At 51.4% G+C, this 25,280-nt stretch carries 30 protein-coding genes; 16 read left to right on the top strand and 14 right to left on the bottom strand.

Annotation, left to right across the window (positions count from 1 at the left end; translation table 11 throughout):
* Positions 1-33: 33 nt before the first annotated feature.
* The 7 genes from R2083_RS04270 (at position 34) to R2083_RS04240 (ending at position 6,337) form a co-directional block, all read left to right on the top strand.
* Positions 34-636 (top strand): RNA polymerase sigma factor, encoded by a 603-nt coding sequence (locus R2083_RS04270; protein WP_317537636.1) that lies wholly within the window; start codon positions 34-36, stop codon positions 634-636.
* Positions 637-639: 3 nt separating this feature from the next.
* Complete coding sequence (locus tag R2083_RS04265; protein ID WP_317537635.1) at positions 640-1,353, top strand: zf-HC2 domain-containing protein; 714 nt, start codon at positions 640-642, stop codon at positions 1,351-1,353.
* Positions 1,353-2,675: a S8 family peptidase gene (locus R2083_RS04260; protein WP_317537634.1), complete on the top strand. Its 1,323-nt coding sequence runs from the start codon at positions 1,353-1,355 to the stop codon at positions 2,673-2,675. Before R2083_RS04265 ends, R2083_RS04260 begins: the two co-directional genes overlap by 1 nt.
* A 236-nt stretch (positions 2,676-2,911) precedes the next feature.
* Positions 2,912-3,421, top strand: coding sequence for a low molecular weight protein-tyrosine-phosphatase (locus R2083_RS04255; protein ID WP_317537633.1), 510 nt, complete (start codon positions 2,912-2,914; stop codon positions 3,419-3,421).
* Positions 3,418-4,524: an S-(hydroxymethyl)glutathione dehydrogenase/class III alcohol dehydrogenase gene (locus R2083_RS04250; protein WP_317537632.1), complete on the top strand. Its 1,107-nt coding sequence runs from the start codon at positions 3,418-3,420 to the stop codon at positions 4,522-4,524. Before R2083_RS04255 ends, R2083_RS04250 begins: the two co-directional genes overlap by 4 nt.
* A 2-nt stretch (positions 4,525-4,526) precedes the next feature.
* Positions 4,527-5,369 carry an S-formylglutathione hydrolase gene (gene fghA, locus R2083_RS04245; RefSeq protein ID WP_317537631.1) on the top strand — a complete coding sequence of 281 codons (843 nt, stop codon included), beginning with the start codon at positions 4,527-4,529 and terminating at the stop codon, positions 5,367-5,369.
* A gap of 62 nt (positions 5,370-5,431) precedes the next feature.
* Entirely contained in the window at positions 5,432-6,337 is a 906-nt protein-coding gene (locus R2083_RS04240; protein WP_317537630.1) for a restriction endonuclease, read from the top strand.
* Here R2083_RS04240 and R2083_RS04235 read toward each other — a convergent pair.
* Positions 6,334-7,563, bottom strand: coding sequence for an IS256 family transposase (locus R2083_RS04235; protein WP_317537414.1), 1,230 nt, complete (start codon positions 7,561-7,563; stop codon positions 6,334-6,336). The two genes, R2083_RS04240 and R2083_RS04235, sit on opposite strands and share 4 nt — an antisense overlap.
* 446 nt (positions 7,564-8,009) lie before the next feature.
* On the opposite strand from R2083_RS04235, the gene R2083_RS04230 reads away from it, so the two are divergent.
* The 3 genes from R2083_RS04230 (at position 8,010) to R2083_RS04220 (ending at position 10,282) form a co-directional block, all read left to right on the top strand.
* A complete protein-coding gene (locus R2083_RS04230) occupies positions 8,010-8,282 on the top strand; it encodes a type II toxin-antitoxin system Phd/YefM family antitoxin (protein WP_317530223.1) in 273 nt (90 codons plus the stop codon).
* On the top strand, positions 8,275-8,532 hold the full coding sequence (locus tag R2083_RS04225) for a Txe/YoeB family addiction module toxin (protein ID WP_317537629.1): 258 nt from the start codon (positions 8,275-8,277) through the stop codon (positions 8,530-8,532). Before R2083_RS04230 ends, R2083_RS04225 begins: the two co-directional genes overlap by 8 nt.
* Before the next feature lie 124 nt (positions 8,533-8,656).
* A complete protein-coding gene (locus R2083_RS04220) occupies positions 8,657-10,282 on the top strand; it encodes a formate--tetrahydrofolate ligase (RefSeq protein WP_317537628.1) in 1,626 nt (541 codons plus the stop codon).
* A 68-nt stretch (positions 10,283-10,350) separates the two neighbouring features.
* On the opposite strand, the gene rdgB is transcribed toward R2083_RS04220, so the two are convergent.
* From rdgB to R2083_RS04200, 4 genes are all read right to left on the bottom strand, one after another.
* Complete coding sequence (rdgB, locus tag R2083_RS04215) at positions 10,351-10,953, bottom strand: RdgB/HAM1 family non-canonical purine NTP pyrophosphatase (RefSeq protein ID WP_317530220.1); 603 nt, start codon at positions 10,951-10,953, stop codon at positions 10,351-10,353.
* Positions 10,950-11,672, bottom strand: coding sequence for a ribonuclease PH (gene rph / locus R2083_RS04210; protein WP_317530219.1), 723 nt, complete (start codon positions 11,670-11,672; stop codon positions 10,950-10,952). Before rph ends, rdgB begins: the two co-directional genes overlap by 4 nt.
* Positions 11,673-11,708: 36 nt before the next feature.
* Positions 11,709-12,515, bottom strand: coding sequence for a type I methionyl aminopeptidase (gene map, locus R2083_RS04205; RefSeq protein WP_317537627.1), 807 nt, complete (start codon positions 12,513-12,515; stop codon positions 11,709-11,711).
* A gap of 70 nt (positions 12,516-12,585) precedes the next feature.
* Positions 12,586-13,164 (bottom strand): SPOR domain-containing protein, encoded by a 579-nt coding sequence (locus R2083_RS04200; RefSeq protein WP_317530217.1) that lies wholly within the window; start codon positions 13,162-13,164, stop codon positions 12,586-12,588.
* Between the two features lie 147 nt (positions 13,165-13,311).
* Between R2083_RS04200 and R2083_RS04195 the strand changes: the two genes are divergently transcribed.
* On the top strand, positions 13,312-13,965 hold the full coding sequence (locus R2083_RS04195) for a c-type cytochrome (RefSeq protein ID WP_317537626.1): 654 nt from the start codon (positions 13,312-13,314) through the stop codon (positions 13,963-13,965).
* A gap of 70 nt (positions 13,966-14,035) precedes the next feature.
* Here R2083_RS04195 and hemL read toward each other — a convergent pair whose 3' ends face one another.
* From hemL to thiD, 3 genes are read right to left on the bottom strand one after another with little or no spacing between them, the layout of a single operon-like run.
* Entirely contained in the window at positions 14,036-15,316 is a 1,281-nt protein-coding gene (hemL, locus tag R2083_RS04190; RefSeq protein ID WP_317530215.1) for a glutamate-1-semialdehyde 2,1-aminomutase, read from the bottom strand.
* Positions 15,317-15,355: 39 nt separating this feature from the next.
* Positions 15,356-16,003, bottom strand: coding sequence for a thiamine phosphate synthase (thiE, locus tag R2083_RS04185; RefSeq protein ID WP_317530214.1), 648 nt, complete (start codon positions 16,001-16,003; stop codon positions 15,356-15,358).
* Positions 16,004-16,006: 3 nt separating this feature from the next.
* A complete protein-coding gene (gene thiD, locus R2083_RS04180) occupies positions 16,007-16,855 on the bottom strand; it encodes a bifunctional hydroxymethylpyrimidine kinase/phosphomethylpyrimidine kinase (protein WP_317530213.1) in 849 nt (282 codons plus the stop codon).
* A gap of 52 nt (positions 16,856-16,907) precedes the next feature.
* Here thiD and R2083_RS04175 point away from each other — a divergent pair, with 52 nt between their 5' ends.
* Positions 16,908-17,096 carry a rubredoxin gene (locus R2083_RS04175; RefSeq protein ID WP_090320551.1) on the top strand — a complete coding sequence of 63 codons (189 nt, stop codon included), beginning with the start codon at positions 16,908-16,910 and terminating at the stop codon, positions 17,094-17,096.
* A complete protein-coding gene (gloA, locus tag R2083_RS04170; protein ID WP_317537625.1) occupies positions 17,097-17,492 on the top strand; it encodes a lactoylglutathione lyase in 396 nt (131 codons plus the stop codon).
* A gap of 41 nt (positions 17,493-17,533) precedes the next feature.
* Here gloA and R2083_RS04165 read toward each other — a convergent pair whose 3' ends face one another.
* Positions 17,534-18,238 carry an SAM-dependent methyltransferase gene (locus R2083_RS04165; RefSeq protein ID WP_317537624.1) on the bottom strand — a complete coding sequence of 235 codons (705 nt, stop codon included), beginning with the start codon at positions 18,236-18,238 and terminating at the stop codon, positions 17,534-17,536.
* Positions 18,239-18,296: 58 nt separating this feature from the next.
* A complete protein-coding gene (apaG, locus tag R2083_RS04160) occupies positions 18,297-18,680 on the bottom strand; it encodes a Co2+/Mg2+ efflux protein ApaG (protein WP_090320560.1) in 384 nt (127 codons plus the stop codon).
* Positions 18,681-18,838: 158 nt separating this feature from the next.
* Between apaG and rpe the strand changes: the two genes are divergently transcribed.
* From rpe to trpE, 3 genes are read left to right on the top strand one after another with little or no spacing between them, the layout of a single operon-like run.
* On the top strand, positions 18,839-19,516 hold the full coding sequence (rpe, locus tag R2083_RS04155) for a ribulose-phosphate 3-epimerase (protein ID WP_317537623.1): 678 nt from the start codon (positions 18,839-18,841) through the stop codon (positions 19,514-19,516).
* A 30-nt stretch (positions 19,517-19,546) separates the two neighbouring features.
* Entirely contained in the window at positions 19,547-20,275 is a 729-nt protein-coding gene (locus tag R2083_RS04150; protein WP_317537622.1) for a phosphoglycolate phosphatase, read from the top strand.
* A gap of 8 nt (positions 20,276-20,283) precedes the next feature.
* Positions 20,284-21,756: an anthranilate synthase component I gene (gene trpE / locus R2083_RS04145; protein ID WP_317537621.1), complete on the top strand. Its 1,473-nt coding sequence runs from the start codon at positions 20,284-20,286 to the stop codon at positions 21,754-21,756.
* 95 nt (positions 21,757-21,851) lie between these two features.
* Here the strand turns inward: trpE and R2083_RS04140 are convergent, their stop codons facing one another.
* The 4 genes from R2083_RS04140 to sucD all read right to left on the bottom strand — a co-directional run bounded on the left by R2083_RS04140 (position 21,852) and on the right by sucD (position 25,269).
* Positions 21,852-22,442, bottom strand: a complete 591-nt coding sequence (locus R2083_RS04140; protein WP_317530207.1) for a CBS domain-containing protein — start codon at positions 22,440-22,442, stop codon at positions 21,852-21,854.
* 124 nt (positions 22,443-22,566) lie between these two features.
* Positions 22,567-24,009: a D-alanyl-D-alanine carboxypeptidase/D-alanyl-D-alanine-endopeptidase gene (dacB, locus tag R2083_RS04135; protein ID WP_317530206.1), complete on the bottom strand. Its 1,443-nt coding sequence runs from the start codon at positions 24,007-24,009 to the stop codon at positions 22,567-22,569.
* 22 nt (positions 24,010-24,031) lie between these two features.
* On the bottom strand, positions 24,032-24,382 hold the full coding sequence (locus R2083_RS04130) for a hypothetical protein (protein ID WP_317530205.1): 351 nt from the start codon (positions 24,380-24,382) through the stop codon (positions 24,032-24,034).
* A gap of 11 nt (positions 24,383-24,393) precedes the next feature.
* Positions 24,394-25,269 carry a succinate--CoA ligase subunit alpha gene (gene sucD, locus R2083_RS04125; protein ID WP_317537620.1) on the bottom strand — a complete coding sequence of 292 codons (876 nt, stop codon included), beginning with the start codon at positions 25,267-25,269 and terminating at the stop codon, positions 24,394-24,396.
* Positions 25,270-25,280 lie beyond the last annotated feature (11 nt).

The raw sequence follows: 25,280 nt of genomic DNA, 5'->3' as shown, positions 1-25,280 counted from the left end.
CTTAATCAATAGTCATAGCGATTATGAAACACCATGAGTGAATTGCCCGGGTCTAAAGTAAGAAAATCTTTTAACTCGGACGAACAGCAAGTTAAGGAACGGAATCTGATCGCCGAAGCTGCGGGCGGCAATGGAAAAGCTTTTGAACAACTGTATCAACGTTATTTTGACCGTTTGTATCAGTTCATTTTTCACATTACCCGGCGGCATGATTATATTGAAGAAATTATTAATGACGTGATGTATGTGGTGTGGGAAAAAGCATCGACCTACGATCAAACATGCCGTCCGTCCACCTGGATTCTGGGGATTGCATATTTCAAGGCATTGAAGAGCATCGAACAAAGCCTGACTCGAGAAGATCGATCCGTTGAATTTAACGATGAACTGGATTACTTTCCCAATCCCGCAGCGCAGTGGGTTTCGCAGCTGGAGATCAGTAACTGGCTGGAAGCGGGCTTTGATAACTTATCCCCGGAACAGCGCGCGGTGGTAGAGATGACATATTATCAAGGGCTGCATTACAATGAAATTGCAGAAATCATGCAATGCCCTGAGAATACAGTAAAAACCAGAATGTTTCATGCACGGAAAATTTTAGCGAAGTTACTTCCAGAGCTTAAAGGCAGGAGTTAAACGATGTCCTCTACAACAATCAATGTCACGGGTAAAAACGAGCATCAGAAAGTATGGAATCTCCTGCCCTGGTATGTGAATCACTCCCTGGACGCTGTTGAGAAAGACCGGGTGAGAAATCACGTAAGGACGTGCATAGCCTGTAGAATTGAGCTGCAACAGCAACAGCAGCTATTTGAAGAAATGCAACAAACGGATCTTTTGCGGCAGGTTTCGCAGGCTGCTTTCGTGCAACTGAGAAAGCGCATTGAGCGGCAATCTTTAATCCGCCCTTTTACCCGGCCTAACCAGCCCGGCGAAGAATCCAAACTTTCTTCCGGCCAATCTCCCGGTTTTGTAAAATACACTGCCTTGGCAGCGAGCTTATTATTGCTGGCAATGCCGTTTATGTTGCATTTACCGGCAGATCAATCTGCGTTCACAGCGGAATACAGAACACTCGCCAGCGCACCGCAAAATACCCCGGCACACAATCGGGTACGCATCGTCTTTGCAGATCAACCGGATCCCAAGCACATCGGAGCCATCTTGCACAGCGTCTCGGGCCGCATCGTTCAAGGGCCTTCGGAAAATGGCATTTATGAAATCCAAATCGGTGACCGGCATACGCGCCCGCAAGAGATCGACGCTGCCATCGCCTATTTACGTAACAATACCCAGGTCATTTTTGCCGAACAGGTTCAAGGGTTGCAACCAGCCGGTCAGGATATACGCTAATGCATACTTATCGCGTGCGCATCCACGTTTTTTTCTTTTCGTTGCTGATAGCGTTACCGATGGCGATGCTGGTCGTTTTACCCGCCCGTGCCGAGCAGGAATTTTTTGTCGATCCTCAGCTTTTCGATAGCACGCAAGCCGACCGGATTATTTTAGTCACATACACCGACAAGCACATCGACCGCATCCCGGTTGGCGTGGCAAACCAATCCTATCGCCGCCGAGGCGAGTACAGCAGTTCAACCTGGGGAAAAAGAGTAGCTTCGAGTATCGAAGCGGATTACAAACTGACCATCCTTTCGCAGTGGCCAATCCGGGAAATCGGTGAGCACTGTGTCGTCTATCTGATTGACGAAGACCAATCCGTGGACGCAATCATCAAGGCCTTAAGCGAGGACGACCGGGTCGATAATGTTCAAACGATGAGCACTTTTAAGGTCATGGCGAACAGCTACAGCGATCCTTATTACCGCCTGCAATTCAATATTCAATCGATGAATCTGGCCGAAATACACCATCACGCAACCGGCAAAAATGTAACCATCGCCATTATCGATACCGGAATCGACGCGACACATCCCGATTTGCAAGGCCAGATTCAACAAACTAAAGATTTTGTCACGCGGAAATCCCCGGAATCGTTCAACGATCTGCATGGCACCGCCATAGCAGGCGTCATTGCGGCCAAAGCAAACAATGGACAGGGCATCGTCGGTATCGCGCCGGATAGCCACGTGATCGGATTGAAAGCTTGCTGGGAAATCAAAACCGGCAGTTTCGAGGCGGCTTGCAATAGCTTTACCTTGGCGCTCGCGCTCAATACCGCGATCCAAATGAAAGTCGATGTGCTCAATCTGAGCTTAACCGGACCGCATGATCCGCTGTTGGCCAGATTAATCGATAAAGCCGTACAAAAAGGCATGATCATCATCGCTTCGCAAGCGGATAGAAACGACAGTAAATCCGGTTTTCCGGCGCAGCAAGCGGGCGTTATCGCGGTTCGCAGCACGCATAACACCATCATGCCATCGTCCGATGACAGTGATGCCCTCGCCATCTCCGCGCCAGGGCAAGAAATACTCACGACGTTACCCAAGGGCGCGTACGATTTTGTGTCCGGTAACTCCCTCGCGACAGCGCACGTTTCAGGCCTTACCGCTTTGCTGCTGCAAATCAACCGCAACCTGACGCATCAAGAGATCTCCAGATTGCTGGAAAAAGCGAACGAACCCACTTTCTACCAATTGTTCAGCAAAAACAAACTATTCAGCACCATCAGCATAAAAACTTCAAAAAACCATAAACAGCACACCGGAAGTTAATTTCATCGTCTGAAATAACACTTCCGCAGCGTATCGCCGGAGCATTTCACTCCATCCGGTTTCACAACCCCGCTTCACCCGGTAAAATCAACTACAGCAGGCTCGAATGTATTTGCGCGCCTCGCAACACAGCCGAATTTCGTTTTGCGCGGTGTCGTGTTAATCTCTGCGCTGCATTTTTCAAACGATCCCGTTTGGACGTGCTGCTTTTGCAATCTGATTTGAATTGATGGGTTATGAACAAGGATAAAAAAATAAAAGTATTATTTGTCTGTATGGGCAATATTTGCCGCTCGCCAACGGCGGATGCGGTATTCCGGCACCATGTCAAAGCCGCCGGGGTTGATCATCTGATTCACGTGGATTCCGCCGGAACGCACGCCTACCACATCGGCGACCCGCCGGATCATCGCGCGCAAAGCACGGCATTACAGCGTGGATACAAAATGCACGAACTGCGCGCCCGTGCGGTAGAGTCCAGAGACTTTGAGGAATTCGACTATATTCTGGCGATGGACAAGGAAAATCTCACGTTACTGCTGCAACGCAGCCCGCGGCAGCATGTCAACAAAATCCAATTATTCATGCAATATGCGCCCAGCGCCGAGGCGGACACCGAAGTGCCCGACCCCTATTTCGGCGGACAACAAGGATTTGAGCTGGTGCTGGACATGGTCGAGGAAGCCAGCCAAGGTCTGCTGGCGCATCTGCGCACTATCAATACACAACAAGGACAATTCCCATGAAAACAAAAGCCGCTGTCGCCTGGAAAGCCGGTCAACCGTTGACGATTGAAGAAATCGACCTGACCGGCCCCAAATCCGGCGAAGTGCTGGTCGAAATCAAAGCCACCGGTATTTGCCACACCGATTACTACACACTGTCGGGCGCCGATCCGGAAGGTTTGTTTCCAGCCATACTGGGGCATGAAGGCGCCGGCGTGGTGGTCGACGTCGGCCCGAACGTCAAATCGTTGCGCAAGGGCGACCACGTCATTCCGCTGTACACGCCGGAATGCCGTGAGTGCAAGTTCTGCCTGTCGAAAAAAACCAATTTATGCCAGGCCATCCGCAGCACCCAAGGCAAAGGCCTGATGCCAGACAGCACCTCGCGTTTTTCCATCGACGGCAAACCACTGTTCCATTACATGGGCACCTCGACCTTCTCCAATTACACCGTCGTGCCCGAAATCGCGCTGGCGAAAATCCGCGAAGATGCGCCGTTCGACAAGGTGTGTTACATCGGCTGCGGCGTTACCACCGGCATCGGTGCGGTGATTTATACCGCCAAAGTCGAGGCTGGCGCGAATGTCGCGGTGTTCGGTCTGGGCGGTATCGGTTTGAACGTGATTCAAGGCGCGCGCATGGTCGGTGCGGACAAAATCATCGGCATCGACATCAACCCACAGCGTGAAGCGATGGCGCGTAAATTCGGCATGACGCATTTCATCAACCCAAACGACGTGCCGAACATCGTCGACGCGGTAGTGCAACTGACCGACGGCGGCGCGGATTACAGTTTCGAATGCATCGGCAACACCAAAGTCATGCGGCAAGCACTGGAGTGCACGCACAAAGGCTGGGGACGCAGCATCATCATTGGCGTGGCGGAAGCCGGTGCCGAAATCAGCACACGCCCTTTCCAGCTCGTCACCGGGCGCAAATGGGAAGGCTCCGCGTTCGGCGGCGCGCGCGGCCGCACCGACGTACCCAAGATCGTCGACTGGTATATGGAAGGCAAAATCGACATCGACTCGCTGATCACGCATACCTTGACGCTGGACAACATCAACGAAGGCTTCCGCCTAATGAAAGCCGGTGAATCGATCCGCTCCGTGGTGATTTACTGATCGTGACGGCACTCGAAACCCGCAGCCTGCATCACTGTTTTGGCGGCATCCAGGGCTATTATCAGCATCCATCCACGGTGATCGGCCTGCCGATGCGCTTCTCGGTGTATCAACCGCCGCAAGCCAAAGATCACGCCGTTCCCGTGCTTTTTTTCCTCGCTGGACTGACTTGTACCGAAGAAACGTTCATGATCAAAGCCGGGGCACAACGTTACGCCGCCGAGCTCGGCTTGATGCTGGTCACGATGGACACCAGCCCGCGCCAAACCGGCATTGCCGGTGAAACCGATGCCTGGGATTTCGGTGCCGGTGCGGGATTTTATCTCGATGCCACCGCCGAACCGTGGGCGCGGCATTACCGCATGGAAAGCTACGTCACGCAGGAACTGCGCAACATCATCGTCGAACAATTCCCCGCCGACCCAAACCGCATCGGTATCTTCGGCCACTCGATGGGTGGACACGGCGCGTTAACGCTTGCGCTGCGCTACCCCGAACTGTTCCGCTCAGTCTCCGCGTTCGCACCAATCTGCGCCCCGATACGCTGCCCGTGGGGACAAAAAGCATTCAGCAACTACCTCGGTGAAAATCAGCAAGACTGGAAAAAATATGACACCACCACCCTACTCCAAGCCGGACACCGCGTCCCCGGCCTGCACGTCGATCAGGGATTCAACGATCAATTCCTAGCCACACAACTCTTCCCCGAAGCGCTCGAACAAGCCTGCGGCGATGCCGGTCAGCAACTCACACTGCGTTATCATCAAGACTACGACCATAGTTATTACTTTATCAGCACGTTTGTGGGTGAGCATTTGCAGTATCATCGGGATGCGCTGTCATGATTCTTCGTTATCTGCTGGTAAATCCAAGGCTCATTTTTTAGTTAAGTATCATCTCAATCGCTATGCCGAACCCACAATCAAAGACAAAGAAACCGCTGATTGAGGCGGAAACCTTGTCTCTAAATGATTGGCTCTCGCATGTTCTAGTGCCAAAGCACGAGCGTACCTATCAAATCATTGACTACCAGTTTCCTACTGATGAACATCGTGATGAATTTCTGGACAAGATTTATACCTTCTCAGAAAATCAGGTAAGAGACTTGCTCCGTAATTTCCTAGTTCCAAGCGGATCGCTCGGTACAGATCATCTTATGCGCCATTCGATACATGATCTAGCTCCTGCAAAACTTGCTCAGTTAATCGAAGAAAACGAGTTTATCCGTCGACTAACCGAACCGCCTTTTCTTCCATGGGAAGGCATTACCTGGATACTCGATCTCCTTCCGCATTACCCGAGGAAGACCCTTGATGTGCTTGATGGATTTTTCATGGCACATTGTCAGACACTTCCAGACGGACGAATACACGGTCTATCTGATGCTGAAGCAATCATTCGCCGTCGATACTTGCATTGCGACAATCCACGTGAATCTCTTCTTTCCCTCGGACCGGAGGAGTTTGAGTATTTGGTTGGTGCGCTATTCGAACACATGGGTTACCAAGTAGCAGTTACCCAGACTTCTCGTGATGGTGGCGTCGATGTGGAAGCTAAACGTGATGATCCGGGCGGACGTGTATTTGTGTTAATTCAGTGTAAAAGATATGAAAAAGCCGTAGGTGTCCAAACCATACGTGAACTAAGAGGAGTAGTTGCCAGAAAACAAGCGAATAAAGGCATCGTTGTTGCAACCAGTAATTTTACTTTGCCTGCTAAACAAGAAGCTTCTGAGAATGCCATGATTGAGCTGATTGATTTCGTTTCCCTTAATAAATGGGGGTGTCCTAGATTTTGTGTAAACGGTGGTTAATAATGCCGAGGCATTCTTTCGTTAAATTGAATAGTAAACCTGTTTAGTGCCGGTTTCCAATCTCTTAGTGGCATAGACCATTTTTTGGCGATATTGCTGAGAGCCAAATAGAACAATTTGATCACAGCTTCATCGTTGGGAAACGATCCACGGTTTTTGCTGACTTTGCGTAGGCTCATATTGACTGACTCAATCGCATTGGTGGTGTAAATAATGCGCCGTATCTCAGGCGGGTAGTCGAAGAATGGAATGATGCGTTGCCAGTTATTGCGCCAAGATCGGGCGATCGGTGGATAAGCATAGTTCCATTTATCTTCAAAGTCGGCTAACGCGTGTTCAGCCTCATCAATCGTGGCGGCGCTGTAGACCAAACGTAAATCAGCAGCTACTTCCTTGCGTTTATTCCAGCCGACGTAGTTGAGACTATTACGAACCATGTGCACGATACAGAGTTGTACAATGGCATGTGGATAGATGGTTTCAATCGCTTCGGGAAAGCCCTTTAAGCCATCGACACAGGCGATAAAGATATCTTGCACGCCACGATTTTTGAGTTCAGTGACAACGCTGAGCCAGAACTTGGCACCCTCGGTCTGAGCAATCCATAAGCCCAGTATTTCTTTATGGCCCTCCATGTTAATGCCGATCGCCAGGTAAATCGCTTTGGTACGAACGCTACCAGCGTCACGAACTTTGGCATGGATACAATCGAGATAGATCACAGGATACACCGCATCGAGAGGCCGGGATTGCCACTGCTTCACTTCATCCATTACGCCATCAGTGACCGTAGAAATGAGCGTAGGCGATACTTCTGTGCCATACATTTCAGTGAGGTGCTGTTGGATTTCACGCACTGTCATGCCACGGGCATACAGCGAGAGGATCTTGTCATCAAAGCCCGCCCAGCGGGTCTGATGCTTGGAAATGATCAGAGGCTCGAAGCTGCCCTCACGGTCACGGGGGATCTCGATGGGTAACTCACCGAATTCACCTTTCAGGGTCTTACGGCTTTTACCATTTCTGGTATTGCCAGTGGCATTGACTACCGTTTCGTGCTTATCGTGACCAAGATGATCGGCCATTTCTGCTTGCAAGGCACGTTCAACCAACGCTTTGGTGAGTTGCTTGAGAAGACCATGCTCACCGATTAAATCTTCTGGCTTTTTGTAATCGGCCAGCAGGCTATCAATTAAGCCGGCTGGCAGGGGTTTGGGTGTGGTCATTTTTGCTCCAAAAATATATAAACAGTTTCCTGCAATATGACCATTTACACAAAATTATTTACACCTCCTAATAAATTGCTGAATGAACACTTTGGTTCCAAGTGGCCAAATCGCATTGCTCATGAAATTAGGCAATTACAGATAGCCTCCGCAAGATTATGTCGCCAAACACTTTGATGTCTAATTTTTTATCACTCGGATTATAAATAACTGCATCGGTGGGATCAAACCTTACAATCGACACACTCAAATAAATCAAGTGCTACAAATTGCTATACAAAGATTTTGCAAAAATCTAATGCCTGCGACCTTATCAAGGTATCATCGTGAACAGTTTGAATTGATACTTTCAAAAATTACATAACTACGATTTGTTCCCAATGCAATGACTATGTTACTGTTGCCATTGTTAATTGAATGCACAGTTATATTGTACGGAAATCAAAATGGATAATATCAGCGTCAATAAATTTCGCGACAACCTGAAAAATATCGTTGAGAAGGTTATCAGCGAACATCAACCGGTTAAAATTACCCGTCGGAGCGGTGAGGATTTTGTGGTCATCAGCGCCGAGGATTGGGTGCGTGATCAAGAAACGCTTTTTGTGCTTCAAAATTCCCATCTAATGCAACAAATTCTGGCTTCGACACAAACCCACGCCACAAAATCGGGATACACACCCTCGGATGAAGAAACCCAAAAGATCCTTGGTGTTTGAAGGTAATACGTGGGAAGTATACGAAACACTGAAAACACGTGACCCGCGCCTGCATAAATCGCTTTGCAACATCCTGAAAGAAATGTTGCGCGATGATCCGGCGGCGGGTATCGGCAAACCGGAAATGTTGCGTCATAACTTAACAGGCTTTTGGTCGCGTAGGCTTAGCCAAAAAGATCGTGTGATCTACAAATTTGACGACAAGTATGTGTATATTTTCGCCATTGGCGGGCATTACGAGCAGCTGTAAATCGGTAGCCGAGCACGCATCAGCATGAAGAACATAGAACTACTTTCAGTTTGATTCCCATCACCTAAAATCTCCACTTATACCGCCGACCTCTTTTTCAGTCCCTTGATCCCGGATTTTCAACATGCGCCCCATCGTCGATATCGCCGCAAAGCTTGACCTGCAACCGGATAACCTCATGCTGTTCGGTGAGCATATGGCGAAACTGGGATTGAGTGCTTTGCCGGAAAAAGGCACGCAACCGAAAGGTAAAATCATTTTGGTTTCGGCGATCAATCCGACGCGTATGGGCGAAGGAAAAACGACGGTTTCAATCGGCTTGGCACAGGGTCTGGCGCGCATCGGGCAGCGCGTTGCGCTGGCGTTGCGCGAGCCGTCTTTGGGGCCTATTTTCGGCATTAAAGGCGGAGGTACCGGTGGCGGGCGTTGTCAGCTTGAACCGTCGACGCGCATCAACATGCATTTCACCGGCGATATGCATGCCGTCGGTGCGGCGCACAATCTGCTCGCCGCCCTGCTCGATAACGCCGTGCATTTCCGTAGCGGATTGGATCTCGAGCATCGCCAGGTATTCTGGCGCCGCGTGCTGGATATGAACGACCGTTCGCTGCGGCAGGCGGTGATCGGATTGGGTGGGCGGCTCAACGGCGTGCCGCGCGAAACCGGGTTCGACATTACCGCGGCTTCCGAAGTCATGGCCATTCTGTGTCTGGCCGAAGATCTCGCCGATCTCAAAGCGCGCTTGGGGCGTATTCTGGTTGGGTTCGACCGTTCCGGTAATCCGGTCACGGCGCAAAGCCTCCAGGCGACGGGGGCGATGGCGGCTTTGCTGCACGATGCGATACTGCCGAATCTGGTGCAAACCACCGAAGGCGTACCGGCTTTCGTGCACGGCGGCCCTTTCGGCAATATCGCACACGGCTGCAACAGCGTAATCGCCACCAAGGCGGCGGCTGCTTGTGCCGATTGGGTGGTGACGGAAGCGGGTTTCGGCTTTGATCTGGGCGCGGAGAAATTTTTCGATCTGAAATGCCGCAGTGCCGAATTATGGCCGAGCGCGGTGGTGCTGGTCGTCACCGCGCGAGCGCTGCGGGTGCACGGCGGCGGCGATCCTTCCCGCCCCGGCAGTATCGAAGAAATCGAGCGCGGCTTGGCGCATTTGGAACATCACGTGCACAGCGTGCGGGCTTTCGGCTTTGAGCCGGTCATCGCCATCAATCGTTTCATTGGCGATACCGGAAACGAACTAAGCCTTATCGAACAGTACTGCGCTAAGCTTGGATTGAGCATTGCCATTTTCACCGGTTTCACCGATGGAGGCGCTGGAGCTGAAGTGTTAGCGCATGCAGTGGTCGCGATGACCAACCGGCCGCAGCCACCCGTGCGCTACTTATACGATCTGAATGATTCACCCGAAGACAAGATTGCGGCTGTTGCCAGCACCATCTATGGCGCCAGCGAAGTCGAGTTCAGCCGGGCAGCGAAGCAAGACCTCGAACGAATCCGCGCATTGGGTTACGACCGGTTACCAGTGTGTATCGCCAAAACCCATCTGTCGCTTAGCAGCGATCCCGCCAAAGTAGGCCATCCAGAGGCATTTCCTCTGCCGGTGGAATCGGTGCGCATCGCCGCAGGAGCTGGCTATTTGCTGGTGATGACCGGCGACATCGTCACGATGCCGGGATTGCCACACGATCCGGCTGCGCATCGTATTGATTTGAGTGATGATGGCGGCATCATCGGTGTTTGAATGAAGAATCCATGAGATCGAGCATTTTTTGTGCTCGCACTCACGTCAAAGCATTTGGCAGTGACGGTTTAAAACTTCCCAGCTTGTAGAATTTCCACCAACTTCGCTAATGCCTGGCCACGGTGGCTGATTTGATTTTTCTGTTCGGCGGTTAATTCGGCGGAGGTTTTACCGAATGCGGGCAGGAAAAAGTAGGGGTCGTAGCCAAAGCCGCCGCTGCCGCGCGGTTGATCGATGATTTCACCGTACCACGAGCCGTCGACGATGAGTGGTTGCGGGTCGTCGGCATGGCGCACTAGCACAATCACACAGTAGTAATAAGCGCGCCGGTCGGTTTGATTTTTCAGTGATTCGATCAATTTGAGATTGTTGCGCTCGTCGGATTTGGGTTCTCCGGCGTAGCGGGCGGAATTCACACCGGGAGCACCGCCCAGCGCGCTGACGCAGATACCGGAGTCATCCGCAAGAACAGGCAAACCGGAGCAGCGGCTGGCGTGGCGGGCTTTGGCGAGCGCATTTTCGACAAATGTAATGTGCGGTTCGTCGGCTTCGCTGATGTTGAATTCGGATTGTGGCGCAACGTCGATGGCCAGCGGCGCCAATAATTCGCCGATTTCGCGCAGCTTGCCTTTGTTATTGCTGGCGATAACCAGTTTTTTCAGCGTACTCATGGCTGCGTCAGTACATTGCGCTGGATGGCGATCAATTCTTCGATGCCGTGTTGCGCCATGTCGAGCATGGTGTTCAGTTCGGTGCGGCTAAAGGCATTGCCTTCGGCGGTTCCCTGCACTTCGATGAGATGCAATCTACCAGTCATGACGACGTTCATGTCGGTATCGCAGGCGGAATCTTCCACGTAATCCAAATCCAGAACCGGCGTGCCTTCAAAAATACCGACCGAAATGGCCGCGACATGATCGATGATCGGCGTGGCTTCGATGAGTTTCTGATCGAGTAGTTTCTGGATCGCATCGTGCAGTGCGACAAAAGCACCGGTGATGCTGGCGGTACGGGTACCGCCATCGGCTTGAATAACATCGCAATCGATTTGGATGGTGCGCTCGCCCAGTTTTTTCAGATCCACCGCAGCGCGCAAAGCACGTCCGATGAGACGCTGGATTTCCATGGTGCGCCCGGTTTGTTTGCCTTTGGCCGCCTCGCGCTGCATGCGGCTATGCGTCGAACCCGGCAGCATGCCGTATTCCGCAGTCAGCCAACCCTGCCCCTGACCTTTCAGGAACGGCGGAATCTGTTCGCTGATGCTGGCAGTGCAGATAACTTTGGTGTCGCCGCATTCGATCAACACGGAACCATCGGCGTGCTTGATGTAACGGCGGGTGATTTTGACCGGGCGGATTTGCGCAGCGGTACGATGATGACTTCGTGTCATAGTAAACAATCCAGGATAAAGAGAGAATTTAACTGCTTAGCTGCCGAAGCGGTAAACCGGTTTGGGAGGAGAACCTGCCGATACGGTCAGCACTTCGTAACCGTCACCGGTCACCAGAACGGTATGTTCCCATTGCGCCGACAAACTACCGTCCTTGGTGGTGATGGTCCAACCATCCGGAAGGTGCCGAATCGCTGCTTTACCGGCGTTAATCATCGGTTCGATGGTAAAAATCATACCGGGTTTGAGTTCCATGCCGGTGCCGCGCCGCCCGTAATGCAGCACCTGCGGATTTTCGTGGAATTTGGCGCCGATGCCGTGTCCGCAAAATTCCCGCACCACGCTATAGCCTACACCTTCAGCCAGCTTCTGAATGGCAAAGCCGATATCGCCCAGATGAGCGCCCGGTTTCACTTCATCAATACCGCGCCACATGGCTTCGTAGGTTACTTCGCACAAGCGCTTGGCTTGAATCGAGGGTTCGCCGACATAGAACATACGGCTGGTATCGCCATGATAACCTTCATAAATCACAGTGATATCCAGATTGACAATGTCACCGTTCTTTAATTTTTTCGGTCCGGGAACGCCATGACAGATCTGATGATTGACCGAAGTGCAAATCGATTTGGGATACGGTGTATGCCCCGATGGCGCATAATTCAGCGGCGCGGGAATGGTTTCTTGCACATCCACCATATAGCGATGGCAGAGCGTATCCAATTCCTCGGTGGTAATACCCGCCACCACATAAGGTGCGATGTAATCCAGAACTTCCGACGCCAACCGGCCGGCGATGCGCATTGTTTCTATTTCTTGCGGTGTTTTGATGGATACCGTCATTATTGTTTAGTTATTATTCAGTGATAGAAGTGATAGCGTTGATTATTCCGCTTTACAGCAGTGCTGTCCATTATAAACGTTCACACTTGCCTTGAGCCAAACGGGTATCGTCAAATTGTTCGACTAATTTCTGCATTTGCTCCTTCACCATGTGCGCCGGATTATGAATGACTATTTTTTTAAGCATCACGCTACGTTCTTCTATCTTAGCATTGGTGATGCCTTTTTTTTCGATCTCCCGTAACTGCTTGAGCGCATCCTGCTGGTCGTAAAACATGCCGAGCGATACCGCATTCTGCCATTGATTGTCGTCTTTGACACGAAAGCTGACAATACCAAGATTCCTCAATTTATTGATCTCACGATTGGCCGCCTCCTTATTCGGATAGCGTGGAATATACAACCAATACATCGTGGTTTGAGCGGATTCCTCGGCGTCGTACATCAAGTCAGGAAATAAATCGGTCAGTACGGTTTCGGCGTAGCGTATCTGCTCTTCATAAAAATCACCCCACAGCAAACAATTTTCCTGCGCCGGAACCAGCACGATTTTTTCGGGATTGACCTCGGCCGGCGCGCCCCCTTTTTGCCTGTCAAAATGAAGCTGTGTAACAGCCAGATAGGCAATGTTAACAATCAATAGCAGCATGAAGATTATTTTCATTGAAAAATAAAATATTAAATAATGAAGACCATTTGAATTTTGTTGTTAATGCTCTTGTGCCTTGTTAAAATACGCCGTTAATTTTCAACACACCTACCAACTTTTGAATGCTCTTAAATGGGAACACGAGATATGAAAATGATTAAACATATGGTAATGCTCGCAGCACTTACAATAGCTGCGCCTCTGGCCGCTGAAGAAACAGCGGCTGACTCCAGCGCAGCTCCTGCTGCCCCAGCCAGCGCGCAAGAAATCGCTTCCGGTGTTTGCGCCGGCTGTCACAATGCGGATGGTAACAGCGTCATCCCGATGAATCCTATTCTGGCCGGACAGCAAGCGGAGTATATCACCAAGCAGTTAATGGATTTTAAAGCCGGCGAAACCGAGCCGCCTAAGCGGAATAGCCCGGTAATGTCTTCGATGGTTGCCGCGCTCTCTCAGGAAGATATGAAAAAACTGGGACAATACTATGCGCAGCAAAAAACGGTGCCAAGCCAGATAGCCGCTGACGAAAACCTGTTGCAAGCTGGAAAAATTCTGTATCACGGCGGTAACATCGAAAACGGTATCCCCGCCTGTGCGAGCTGTCACGGCCCGACCGGATCCGGTATTGTGCCGCGCTATCCTGGCGTTGCCGGTCAACATGCGGAGTACACGTTGACACAGTTAAATCAGTTTAATACCGGCGATCGCGGGAACGATAACAAAGTCATGCAAAAAGTTGTCCATCGCATGAGCGCGAATGAAAAACGTGCCGTATCAGCTTATATTTCTACCATGCGCTAATCGCATCCGGTTTGAAACCAATAAAAAAGGCGGCCATGCCGCCTTTTTTATTGCCTGCTTCCTTGAGAATCTACCAGTTCTTGAATATCTTGTCCGCAGCGGACAACGTTTTATTCAACTCGTCATCGCCATGCATGATAGAAACAAAACCTGCTTCAAAGGCTGATGGTGCAAAATAGACTCCCTCTTCCAGCATGGCATGGAAAAACCGGTTAAACGCCGCTTTGTCGCATTGCATCACTTCGGCGAAACTGGTAGGAATATCCTTGCTGAAATACAGTCCGAACATACCCCCAATCGATTGCGCGCAAAAATCAATGCCGTGATTTCTAGCTGCGACGGCAAGGCCATCGGCCAATTGCCGCGTCCTATCCGCTAGCCGGTCATAAAAACCAGGCGCCTGGATCAGTTTCAGCGTAGCCAATCCAGCCGCAACTGCCACCGGATTACCGGACAATGTGCCTGCTTGATAAACCGGGCCGAGTGGCGCAAGACATTGCATAATCTCGCGGCGTCCGCCGAATGCGGCCATCGGCATGCCGCCACCGATGACTTTGCCCAAAGCCGTCAAATCGGGCTTAATCTGATACAGGCCCTGCGCACAGCCTAAGCCAACGCGAAATCCCGTCATCACTTCATCGAATATCAGCACGCTGCCGTTTTGCGTACACAATGCCCGCAGTTTGGCGAGAAAATCCGCTTTGGGAGCGATCAGGTTCATGTTACCGGCCACCGGCTCCACAATCACCGCGGCAATTTCCTTGCCCCATTTGTTGAAGGCTTCTTCCACTCCGGCGATATCGTTGAAATCCAGCACAATGGTATGTCCCGCCGTTTCCGCCGGAACACCGGCCGAACTCGGATTGCCGAAAGTCAACGCGCCTGAACCCGCTTTGACCAGCAAGGAATCGTCGTGGCCGTGATAACAGCCCTCGAATTTAATGATCTTGCTTCTGCCCGTAAAACCACGCGCCAAGCGGATAACACTCATACCCGCTTCCGTGCCGGAGCTGACCAGCCGGACTTGTTCAATGGATGGAAGCAGCTGGCAAATCAATTGTGCGATGTTCAGTTCCGCTTCGGTCGGTGCGCCGAAGGTCAGACCGTTTTGTACTACAGCTTGAACGGTTTTGACCACATCCGGATGAGCATGGCCGAGAATCAGCGGCCCCCAAGATCCGACATAGTCGATGTACTGCTTACCATCCGCATCCCAAAAATAAGCGCCCTCGCCGCGTTGAAAAAAGACCGGTTCGCCGCCGACCGATTTAAAAGCACGCACCGGAGAATTAACGCCGCCTGGAATGTATTGCTGAGATTGTTCAAATAACTGATGATTGCGTGATGTCATTTAGCCGCTCTTAATAAAAATTAATCGATATACCGCTGTTTAAATTACATTATGTTTTGATTTTTCTGCAAATAACTGAGTGTATTGCAGCGCTTTTACCGTGATATTTTCCGTACCGAACAAATCATTGCAAACAGCTATCGCGTCGCATCCGCTTTCGATAACCGCCGCAGCATTGATTAACCGGATACCGCCGATCCCTACAATGGGAACCGTTACTTTCTGTTTGGCATAATCAACCAGATTGGTTGAAACCGGTACTGTATCCGTTTTAGTCGCCGAAGGAAAAAATGCGCCGAAAGCCACATAATCCGACCCCGATTCTTCCGCCTGAAGCGCCAGATGCAGATTGTTATAACACGATGCGCCGACAATTTTTCCTTGCCCCAACCGTTCGCGCGCAGCGCTAACCGGTATATCGCCCAGTCCCACATGCACGCCATCCGCATCGATTGCCATCGCCAAATCAATATGATCGTTGATGATCAAAGGAATTTCGTACGCCCTGCACAGTTGCAGCAATGATTTAGCTTGTTCCTTCAGCAACATCTTATCCGCAGATTTATTGCGATATTGCACAAGCCGCGCGCCGCCTTCCAGCGCCTGCTGCGTTTTATTGAGCAAATCATCCGTATCGCTCAGATCCGGCGTTATCGCGTACAGCCCGCTAATCCTTGGGTTTCTCAACGACTAGCTCTTATCTTCGTGATCATGATCGTGGTCGTCTTCGGTATCTCTAGCCCAGAAAAGCCGGTTGGGGATATATTGTCCCATGCCGGGACGGAATCCTGCTTGCAGTGTATGCCAGGTATAGTCCTGCGCTTCCAGCACGCTGTCGGTGATGGACAATCCATTGGCCAATGAAGCGGCTATCGCCGAGGCCAGCGTGCAACCCGAACCGTGATAGGTATGCTCCAGCCTTTCCCAATGATCCGCGCGCACAATGCCATCCGCGGCAAAGAGCGTGTTCGTCACCTGGGCGGTATTCTCGTGCGTGCCGGTGATCAGCACATATTCGCATCCCATATGCAGTAACCGCTGCGCGCAAAGACTTAAATCCAGTTTGTTTTCGCTGCTATCATTGTCCTGCTGCGCGAGATGCCTGGCTTCCAGGCTATTGGGCGTCAATATGGTGACTTGCGGCAGTAATAATTCCCGCATCGCATCGATCATCTCATCGTTCGCCAGCTCATCCCCGCGCCCGGAGGTTAATACCGGATCCATTACCAGCGGAATATGCGGATAATCGGAAATCACTTCGGCGATCGCGGCGATAATCTCAACGCTGCCCAATAAACCGATTTTGAATGCATGCACCGGCATATCTTCCAATACCGCCCGGGCCTGATCGGCAATCCATTCGGGATCCAGCGCCATGACATCATCCACGCCGGTTGTATCTTGCACCGTAATAGCGGTCATCACCGATAACGGGTGGCACCCCATACTGGCAATGGTGAGCAGATCAGCCTGCAGACCTGCTCCGCCGGTGGGGTCATTGGCTGCAAAAGAAAGTACGATTGGGGGTGGCTGTAACATGCATTAATACCGTAAAATATCATTTTAACCTAAAAGGAAATTGCTATCTATCATGCCTACCGAAGAGAATCGTGAATTCAATCGTTACATGTGCTTAATTTGCGGCTATATCTATGATGAAGCCTTGGGATCTCCGGATGAAGGCATTGCACCGGGCACGCGCTGGGAAGATGTGCCGATCAACTGGACTTGCCCGGAATGCGGCGCACGTAAAGAAGATTTTGAGATGGTGAAAATATAAATGCGCATTTTGCATACCATGCTTCGCGTCGGCAATCTCGACAAATCACTGGCATTTTATACGCAAGTGCTGGGTATGAAGCTGCTGCGCCGCAAAGATTATCCCGACGGTAAATTCACCCTTGCTTTCGTCGGCTATCAGGACGAAGCCAGCGGCGCTGTTCTGGAGCTGACGCACAATTGGGACACACCGTCGTACAACCTGGGTGATGGCTTCGGTCACATTGCCGTCGAAGTGGACGATGCTTACCAAGCCTGCGAAAATACCAGAAAAATGGGCGGCAAAGTAACCCGCGAAGCGGGCCCGATGAAGCACGGCACAACGGTGATTGCATTTATCGAAGACCCCGACGGATACAAAATCGAATTCATTCAGAAAAAACAACCCGGTCAGTAACTCCCGCGAACCGGGATTCAACGATACCCTGTCAGCAAATTTTATCCGTGCAATAAAAAAATAGCCGGTATCTTATTGATATCCGGCAGCGAACGCCGCCATTCCTTGACCGGTTTGGTCATAACCAACTCGCTGGAAAAGGTAAGATGACTTGCCACGCATAAGTCCGTACTGTCACGGCACACACTAACCAGTTGCTCCAGTAATTTTTGGTTGCGGTACGGCGCTTCGATAAAAATCTGCGTCTGCTGCAAACTGATCGATAATTTTTCCAGTTCAACAATTCTGTTTGCCCGCGCAACACTTTCCACCGGCAAATAGCCATGAAAAGCAAACCGTTGTCCGTTCAAACCCGATGCCATCAGCGCCAGCAAAATGGCTGAAGGGCCAACCAGCGGCGTCACGACAATATTGTTTTTATGCGCCAGGCGGACCAATTCGGCCCCCGGATCCGCCACTGCCGGACATCCCGCTTCCGACAACAAACCAACATCATGTCCGGCCAGCAATGGATCGAGCAACGCCCGCACATCCTTTGCGGGCGTATGTTCATTCAAAGTTTGCATGTGCAAGTCCTGCAAAGGCAATTTGCAATTCAGTTGTCTCAGAAATTGCCGCGCAGTTTTCGGATGTTCGACGATAAAATAGGATAATTCCTCGATACATTGCTGCACTGCCGTAGGCAAAGCCCAAGCCATATTTTCCTGACTGATCGGAGTTGGGATTAAATACAGTTTTCCGGGCATCAAAATACCGGTAGTGTGAAAATATCAAGCATGGAATTAAACGAAAAATCCGGCCGCACTAATGCAATATTCTCGGCGCGCTCAGAATGAATTCCGGTATCGCAACGTCAAAGTGATAGCCGTCTTCCGCCGCCATCTGGTAGCTTCCTTTCATCGATCCGACCGATGTCGAAATGACTGTTCCGCTGGTGTACTCAAAGCTATCGCCCGGCTTCAGCAAGGGTTGCTCGCCCACAACGCCCAACCCGCGCACTTCCTGCGTAGTGCCATCGCCATTATCGATGATCCAGTGCCGGCTGATCAGCTGGGAAGCCACCGTACCGTTATTGGCTATGGTAATGGTATAGGCGAACACATGCCTATCCGCTTCTTCATCCGATTGATCGGGCAGATACAACGTGCGTACCGTAACATCGATTTCGTACTTCTTCTCTTCGGTCATCTTGCAGTCCAGGTTGTTTTTACTTTTGGCAGTAGTTTACCAAGAAAAAGTTTAAGACGTATCGATGGGAATAATTTACGCAATAATTTTCACTCTGTTACGCGCAGCTTGTCATTTGCGGTTAAAATACCGGATTTGCTAATTGAGAGGTTTTTTCCATGTACCGCATCGCCCCCAGCATCCTTTCCGCCAATTTTGCCAAACTAGGTCAAGAGATCACCGATGTGATTGATTCAGGCGCGGATATCGTTCATTTTGACGTGATGGACAATCACTATGTACCGAATCTCACCATCGGCCCCTTGGTTTGCGAAGCCATTCGCCCGGTCACCGATGCCATGATCGATGTGCATTTGATGGTCGAACCCGTGGATAGAATTATTCCCGACTTCGCCAAAGCCGGCGCCAACATCATTTCGTTTCACCCGGAAGCGTCCAACCATATCGACCGCACCATTGGCTTGATCAAGGAACAAGGTTGCAAGGCGGGATTGGTATTTAACCCGGCCACACCGCTGCATTATCTGGATCATGTGCTCGACAAACTGGATTTGGTTCTGATTATGTCGGTCAACCCCGGTTTTGGCGGACAGAAATTCATTCCCGAAGCGCTGAACAAACTGCGCGCCGTTAGAAAGCGCATCGATGCGAGTGGCAGAGACATTCTGCTGGAAATCGACGGTGGCGTGAAAGTTGACAACATTGCCGAAATCGCTCGCGCCGGTGCCGATACTTTTGTCGCCGGATCCGCTATTTATCAAGCTGGCAAGGACGCCGATCCGCATCGCTACGATTCCATCCTGGCTGCATTCCGCGCTGAATTGGCAAAAGTTTAACTCACTGAAACGGCTGTTTCCTGTATTCCAATGAACCCAAGTCTCTCTAGCAACATAAACACCCCGGCAAGGAAAATCGAGTTTCCGCTAGCGGTCAAAGTCATCATGATCGATCTCGATGGCACGCTGCTCGACACCGCCGAGGATCTCGCATTATCCGCGAATCTGATGTTGAAAGATCTGAATATGCCGGAGCAATCGACGGCAACGATCCGCTCGTATATCGGTAAAGGCATACAAAAGCTGGTCAAACGGACCTTGACCGGCCAGCTCGACGGCGAACCGGATGCCGCTTTGTTTGCCAAAGCGCTGCCGATTTATGAACAACACTACGCGAACAATCTGAGCCGGAACACACGCCCCTACCCGGGTGTGGTTGAAGGTGTGGAAGCACTACAGCAAGCCGGTTTCAGACTGGCTTGCATCACCAATAAAGCGGAAGCATTCACGCTGCCACTGCTGCGCGCCACCGGATTGTTCGACAAATTCGAAATCATTCTGTCCGGCGACAGCCTACCGAAGAAAAAACCGGATCCGCTGCCGCTGACGCATATCTGCAAGCACTTCAACGCACAACCGCACGAAGCGCTGCTGATCGGTGACTCGCTGAACGACGCTATCGCCGCTCGCGCGGCGGGCTGTCACGTGTTCTGTGTTACCTATGGTTATAACGAAGGGCGTAACGTGTACGAGCTCGATTGTGATGCCATCGTCGAGTCACTGGTGGATGCATCCAAATTGATTACCAAACTGCCCTGACTGCGCACATGACCGAAGCCGAATTTGATCAGCTTGCGCAGCAAGGATACAACCGCATTCCGGTTGTACTGGAAACTTTTGCCGATCTCGATACACCGCTATCCATCTATCTGAAGCTGGCGAACCAGCCTTATTCTTATTTGCTGGAATCGGTGCAAGGCGGCGAGCGTTTCGGCCGGTTTTCGATCATCGGCTTACCGGCAACAACGCGTATTGAAGCACGTGAAAATTCGGTTACCACGATCAGTCCGGATTCGTCGGAAACAGTTACTGTCAGTAATCCCTTGGTTTTTGTCGAATCCTATCTGGCGCAATTCAAAGCGGCACCCTGCCCGGCCGGAAAATCGCGTTTCTGCGGCGGCCTGGCCGGTTACTTCTCGTACGATACCGTGCGTTACATCGAGCACAAATTGCAGGGTCACGCCAAACCGGATGCTCTCAATACGCCGGACATGCTGCTGCTGCTATCGGAAGAACTCGCGGTGGTGGACAATCTTTCCGGCAAGCTGTACCTGATCGTTTATGTGAATCCGGAAAATAAGAATGCTTATGCGGACGGGCAAAATCGTCTGAGAACACTGCTGGCCAATCTGCGTCAGCCGATTACGATTCCGACCGAACAAGCGGTTGCTTCCGCTGCTGCCGTTCCCGAATTTCCCGAAGCGGATTTCAAAGCCGCGGTGGAGCGGGCCAAACGCTACATTTACGACGGCGATATTATGCAAGTCGTGCTATCGCAGCGCACCAGCAAGCCTTTCGGCGCATCGCCGCTGGCGCTGTATCGCGCGTTGCGCAGCCTCAATCCATCGCCGTACATGTTCTTTTATCACTTCGATGATTTCCATGTCGTCGGCGCTTCACCCGAGATTCTGGTACGCCTTGAAAGCGGTAACGTAACCGTCCGGCCGATTGCAGGCACACGTCCACGCGGCAAAAATCCGCAGGAAGATGCTGAATTGGCAGCCGATCTGTTAGCCGATCCGAAAGAAATCGCCGAACACGTCATGCTGATGGATTTAGGCCGCAACGACATTGGCCGCGTCGCGCAAACCGGAACGGTTAAAGTGACGGAAAAAATGCAAATCGAAAACTACTCACACGTGATGCACATCGTGTCTAACGTGGAAGGTAAATTAAAACCTGAGCTCAGCGCCATCGACGTGCTGCGCGCGACCTTTCCGGCCGGCACCGTCAGCGGCGCGCCCAAAGTACGCGCGATGGAAATCATCGACGAGCTGGAAGTCTCCAAACGCGGCGTGTACGCGGGAGCGGTCGGCTATCTCGGTTTCAACGGCGATATGGACTTGGCTATCGCCATCCGCACCGCTGTCATCAAAGACGGCACACTGCATGTCCAGGCAGGCGCGGGAATCGTTGCCGATTCGGTGCCGCAAAACGAATGGATAGAAACGCAGAATAAAGCCAAAGCTATTCTTCGCGCGGCGGAAATTGCCGAGAATGGTTTGGATAGTAAAATCTGAACAGAAAATGGTGATTCCGTTCATGGCTCCATGCCAGTAGCCGTAAACGGAATCAAATCGCGCTGCTTCTTTGTTTGCTTGAATGAATTCCGGATCTAGCTGGCAATCAATGTCGATTCGATTTCCGCAAAGCTCTTCGCAACATTGTTGGGGGAAATGATCATACCCAATTGTTTCTCTATTTGCGTCCAGGAAAAAATACCGCAAATCCTGGGCAGCCCGATGGTGTTATCGTCGATCACCAGTGCATGCAACCGGCCGCTTTCGCGCAAACTGGCGACAATATTACCGACCCGCGCATGCACCACCTCATCCAGCGAAATGGCTTCCAGTTTATCCAGTGGTGTCATGATGTCCATCACCAGAATTTCATGGTGCTTCACGCCACGCTCCTGAATAAAGCGCATCGGCTTCTCGCCCAGAATATCGGTAGCCGTGATGATTCCGGCCAGCGTATTGTCATTGTTCATGACCAGCAGCGTGCGGATACCGCGTTGCATCATGTAAGTATTGGCAATTTCCATCGGTACGCCAGGTGCAATAACTGCGGCATGAATGGTGCGTAAATCGGTCATTACTTCCAGCGCGGGAGAATCGAACGTGACTGGAATGGACGGCAGGGGATGGGAAATGTGTACAGTGCCGGATAGGCATTTCACGTTGAGAGACTTATATTCATTCATCATTTTGTGCACTCCCTCGAGGGTTGAAAGGAAACACCTGATTTCAAAATAGATCACCTACCTTGAGTCGAAACTCTACGCCGAAAAAGCATTTGAAGCAATAGGCCTATTTATCGTAGGGAAAAGCCTATTGCCGGTTATACACCCACTGCACCAGCGTATCCATGACGGCGCGGGACTGTCCGGCTTGCTCGTGATTGACAAAAAAAACCACGATGACGCGCCGCCCCGATTTATCCAGCAGATAACCCGCCAAGGCACGCACATTGTTGAGCGCGCCGGTTTTCATATGCGCCAATCCTTTCACCGGGGTATCGGTAAAACGGTTTTTCAGCGTGCCGTCAACCGCCGCAATCGGCAGCGAAGAAATAAACTCCGGCATCACCGGGCTGTTAAATGCAGTCAACAGCAACTGCCCCATATGCCGCGCGCTGATCTGTTCCCTGCGCGATAAGCCGGAACCGTTTTCCACCACCAATTCCGGAAAACTCAGTTGCTTGGATGCCAGCCATTGCCGGATTGCCACCTCCGATTTGGCCAGTGTCGCGGTAGAGTTATTGCTGACCACATCGCCCGTGCCCAGTGTCAAATACAGCTGGCGCGCAGCGATATTGTTACTGTATTTATTGATGCCGCGGATGATATCCGCCAGCGGCGGAGATTGATAAATTTTCAGCGGCGGTAAATTCTGCGGCGTCCGGCCCAGCACCACATCGCCGTCAAATAGCCCGCCCTGCTGCGCCCATAAGCGTTTAAACAGGTCGCGGGTATACACAGCGCTGTCTTGCAGACTCAACATATACGACTGTTTGCCGCACTGCCGGGAAAAACTCCCGTTCAAAGCCACGGTAAAATCATTTTTCTCTTCCTTGCCGGGAACAACCTCAATCGTCAGCAGATTTTGCCAATCGCCGCACTTACCCTGGGTAAGCTTTAAATTATTCTCCACCCGCAAAGATTCCGGTAAGGGATCGACCACCACACGCACCGAATTTCTGTCCGGTTCCGGAAACAGGTGAATGGTCGAGGTGCGGTAATTCACCAGCAACGCTTCCGGCAGCACGTTATACGTGCGATAGGGTTGTCCGTCGAACTCGCCCGGATCGTCGGCGGGAATGTCGTAATGCGAGTGATCGAGTATCAGATTGCCCTTGATTTCGTGCAACCCGGTTTGCCGCAGGCGATGAATCAGCAGCCAGAAATTCTCCAGATCCAGCTTGGGATCGCCGTACCCTTTGATGATCAGATCACCCTGCAATACACCGTCAGCCATCTTGCCATTGGCGTACAGCATGGTCGGCCAGGTATACGCCGGACCGAGTAATTCCAGTCCGGCATACGTCGTCAGCAATTTCATAACCGACGCCGGATTCATCGCCGCATCCGCATTGACCGCGACAATCGGCTGATTCTTGCCAATCTCCTGCACGTACACACCGGTTGCTGTCTCCGGAATAGCCAGTTGTTGCAGTTTTTGCTTAACAGTTGGCGGCAATCCTTGCGAAAAAGCGGCAACCGGCAGGATGCTTTGCAGAAGCAACAGACTAAAGCAGAAATAAAGGCGGGACATTGCGGTTAGTTACTGAAAAGCACTATTTCTTCCCCGTACACAAAGCAAAGCCGTCATCCCAACCCATGCGGTATTGCCCGTCTTTGTCATAGCGATTCAGGTCCTTGAAAGCCCAACTGGTTCTTTTCGCGGTTTCACAGCCATCGATATAGCCCTGCTGCGTATTTTCCGGATAACCGGTCAGGTTGTATTTGGGTTTGGCGCTTTCCGGCAACGGACCTGCCGGGCGCTCCGGCTTCTTACCGGGCAGTGGCAGTTGCTTATCGGACAACGGATGCTGCTTATCAGGCATTGTGCTGCACGCGGAAACGATGATAGTGAAAAGAATGACGAAAAACGATAAACGAAAATGCATGAATGTACCTTTGCTCATTACTCAATAAACTACAAAACCGATTTCAATAATTTACCCATTTCAGCCGGATTGCGCGTGACTTTGATACCGCAGGACTCCATCACATCGAGCTTTTCCTGTGCCGTTCCCTTGCCGCCGGAAATTATTGCACCGGCATGCCCCATGCGTTTACCCGGTGGTGCCGTGACACCGGCGATGAACCCGGCCACCGGTTTGCGCATATTTTCCTTGACCCAGCGCGCGCAATCCTCCTCGTCGCTGCCGCCGATTTCGCCGACCATCAACACCGCGTCGGTTTCGTCGTCGTCGTTGAACAATTGCAACACATCGAGATGTTTCAGACCGTTGACCGGATCGCCGCCGATACCGATGCAGGTCGACTGTCCAAGCCCAAGCGCCATCAATTGCGCCACGGCTTCGTAGGTCAACGTGCCGGAACGCGAAACCACACCGATGCGGCCTTTTTTGTGGATGTAGCCGGGCATGATGCCGATCTTGAGCTCATCCGGCGTGATGATGCCGGGGCAATTCGGACCGATCAGCCGGGTTTTCTTACCTTGCATTTTATAACGTGTGCGAATCATATCGCGTACCGGAATGCCTTCGGTGATACAAATCACCAAATCCAGCTCGGCATCCACCGCTTCGTCTATCGCTGCCGCGGCAAACGGCGGCGGTACATAAATGACGGAAACGTTGGCGCCAGTTTGTTGCTTGGCTTCCTTGACGGTGGCGTACACTGGAATGCCTTCGAAATCCTCACCCGGCTTGCGTGGATTCACACCGGCGACGAAACATGCCTTGCCATTGGCATAGTCGCGGCACATGCGCGTGTGAAATTGCCCGGTTTTTCCGGTTATACCCTGCGTCATGACACGGCTGTTGCGATTGATCAGAATAGACATAGTGTGCTCCT

Origin of the sequence: Nitrosomonas sp. Is35 (assembly GCF_033063295.1) — a bacterium.
In the GTDB taxonomy this organism is placed as follows: Bacteria; Pseudomonadota; Gammaproteobacteria; order Burkholderiales; family Nitrosomonadaceae; genus Nitrosomonas.
This window is presented reverse-complemented; position numbering and strand designations above follow the sequence as displayed.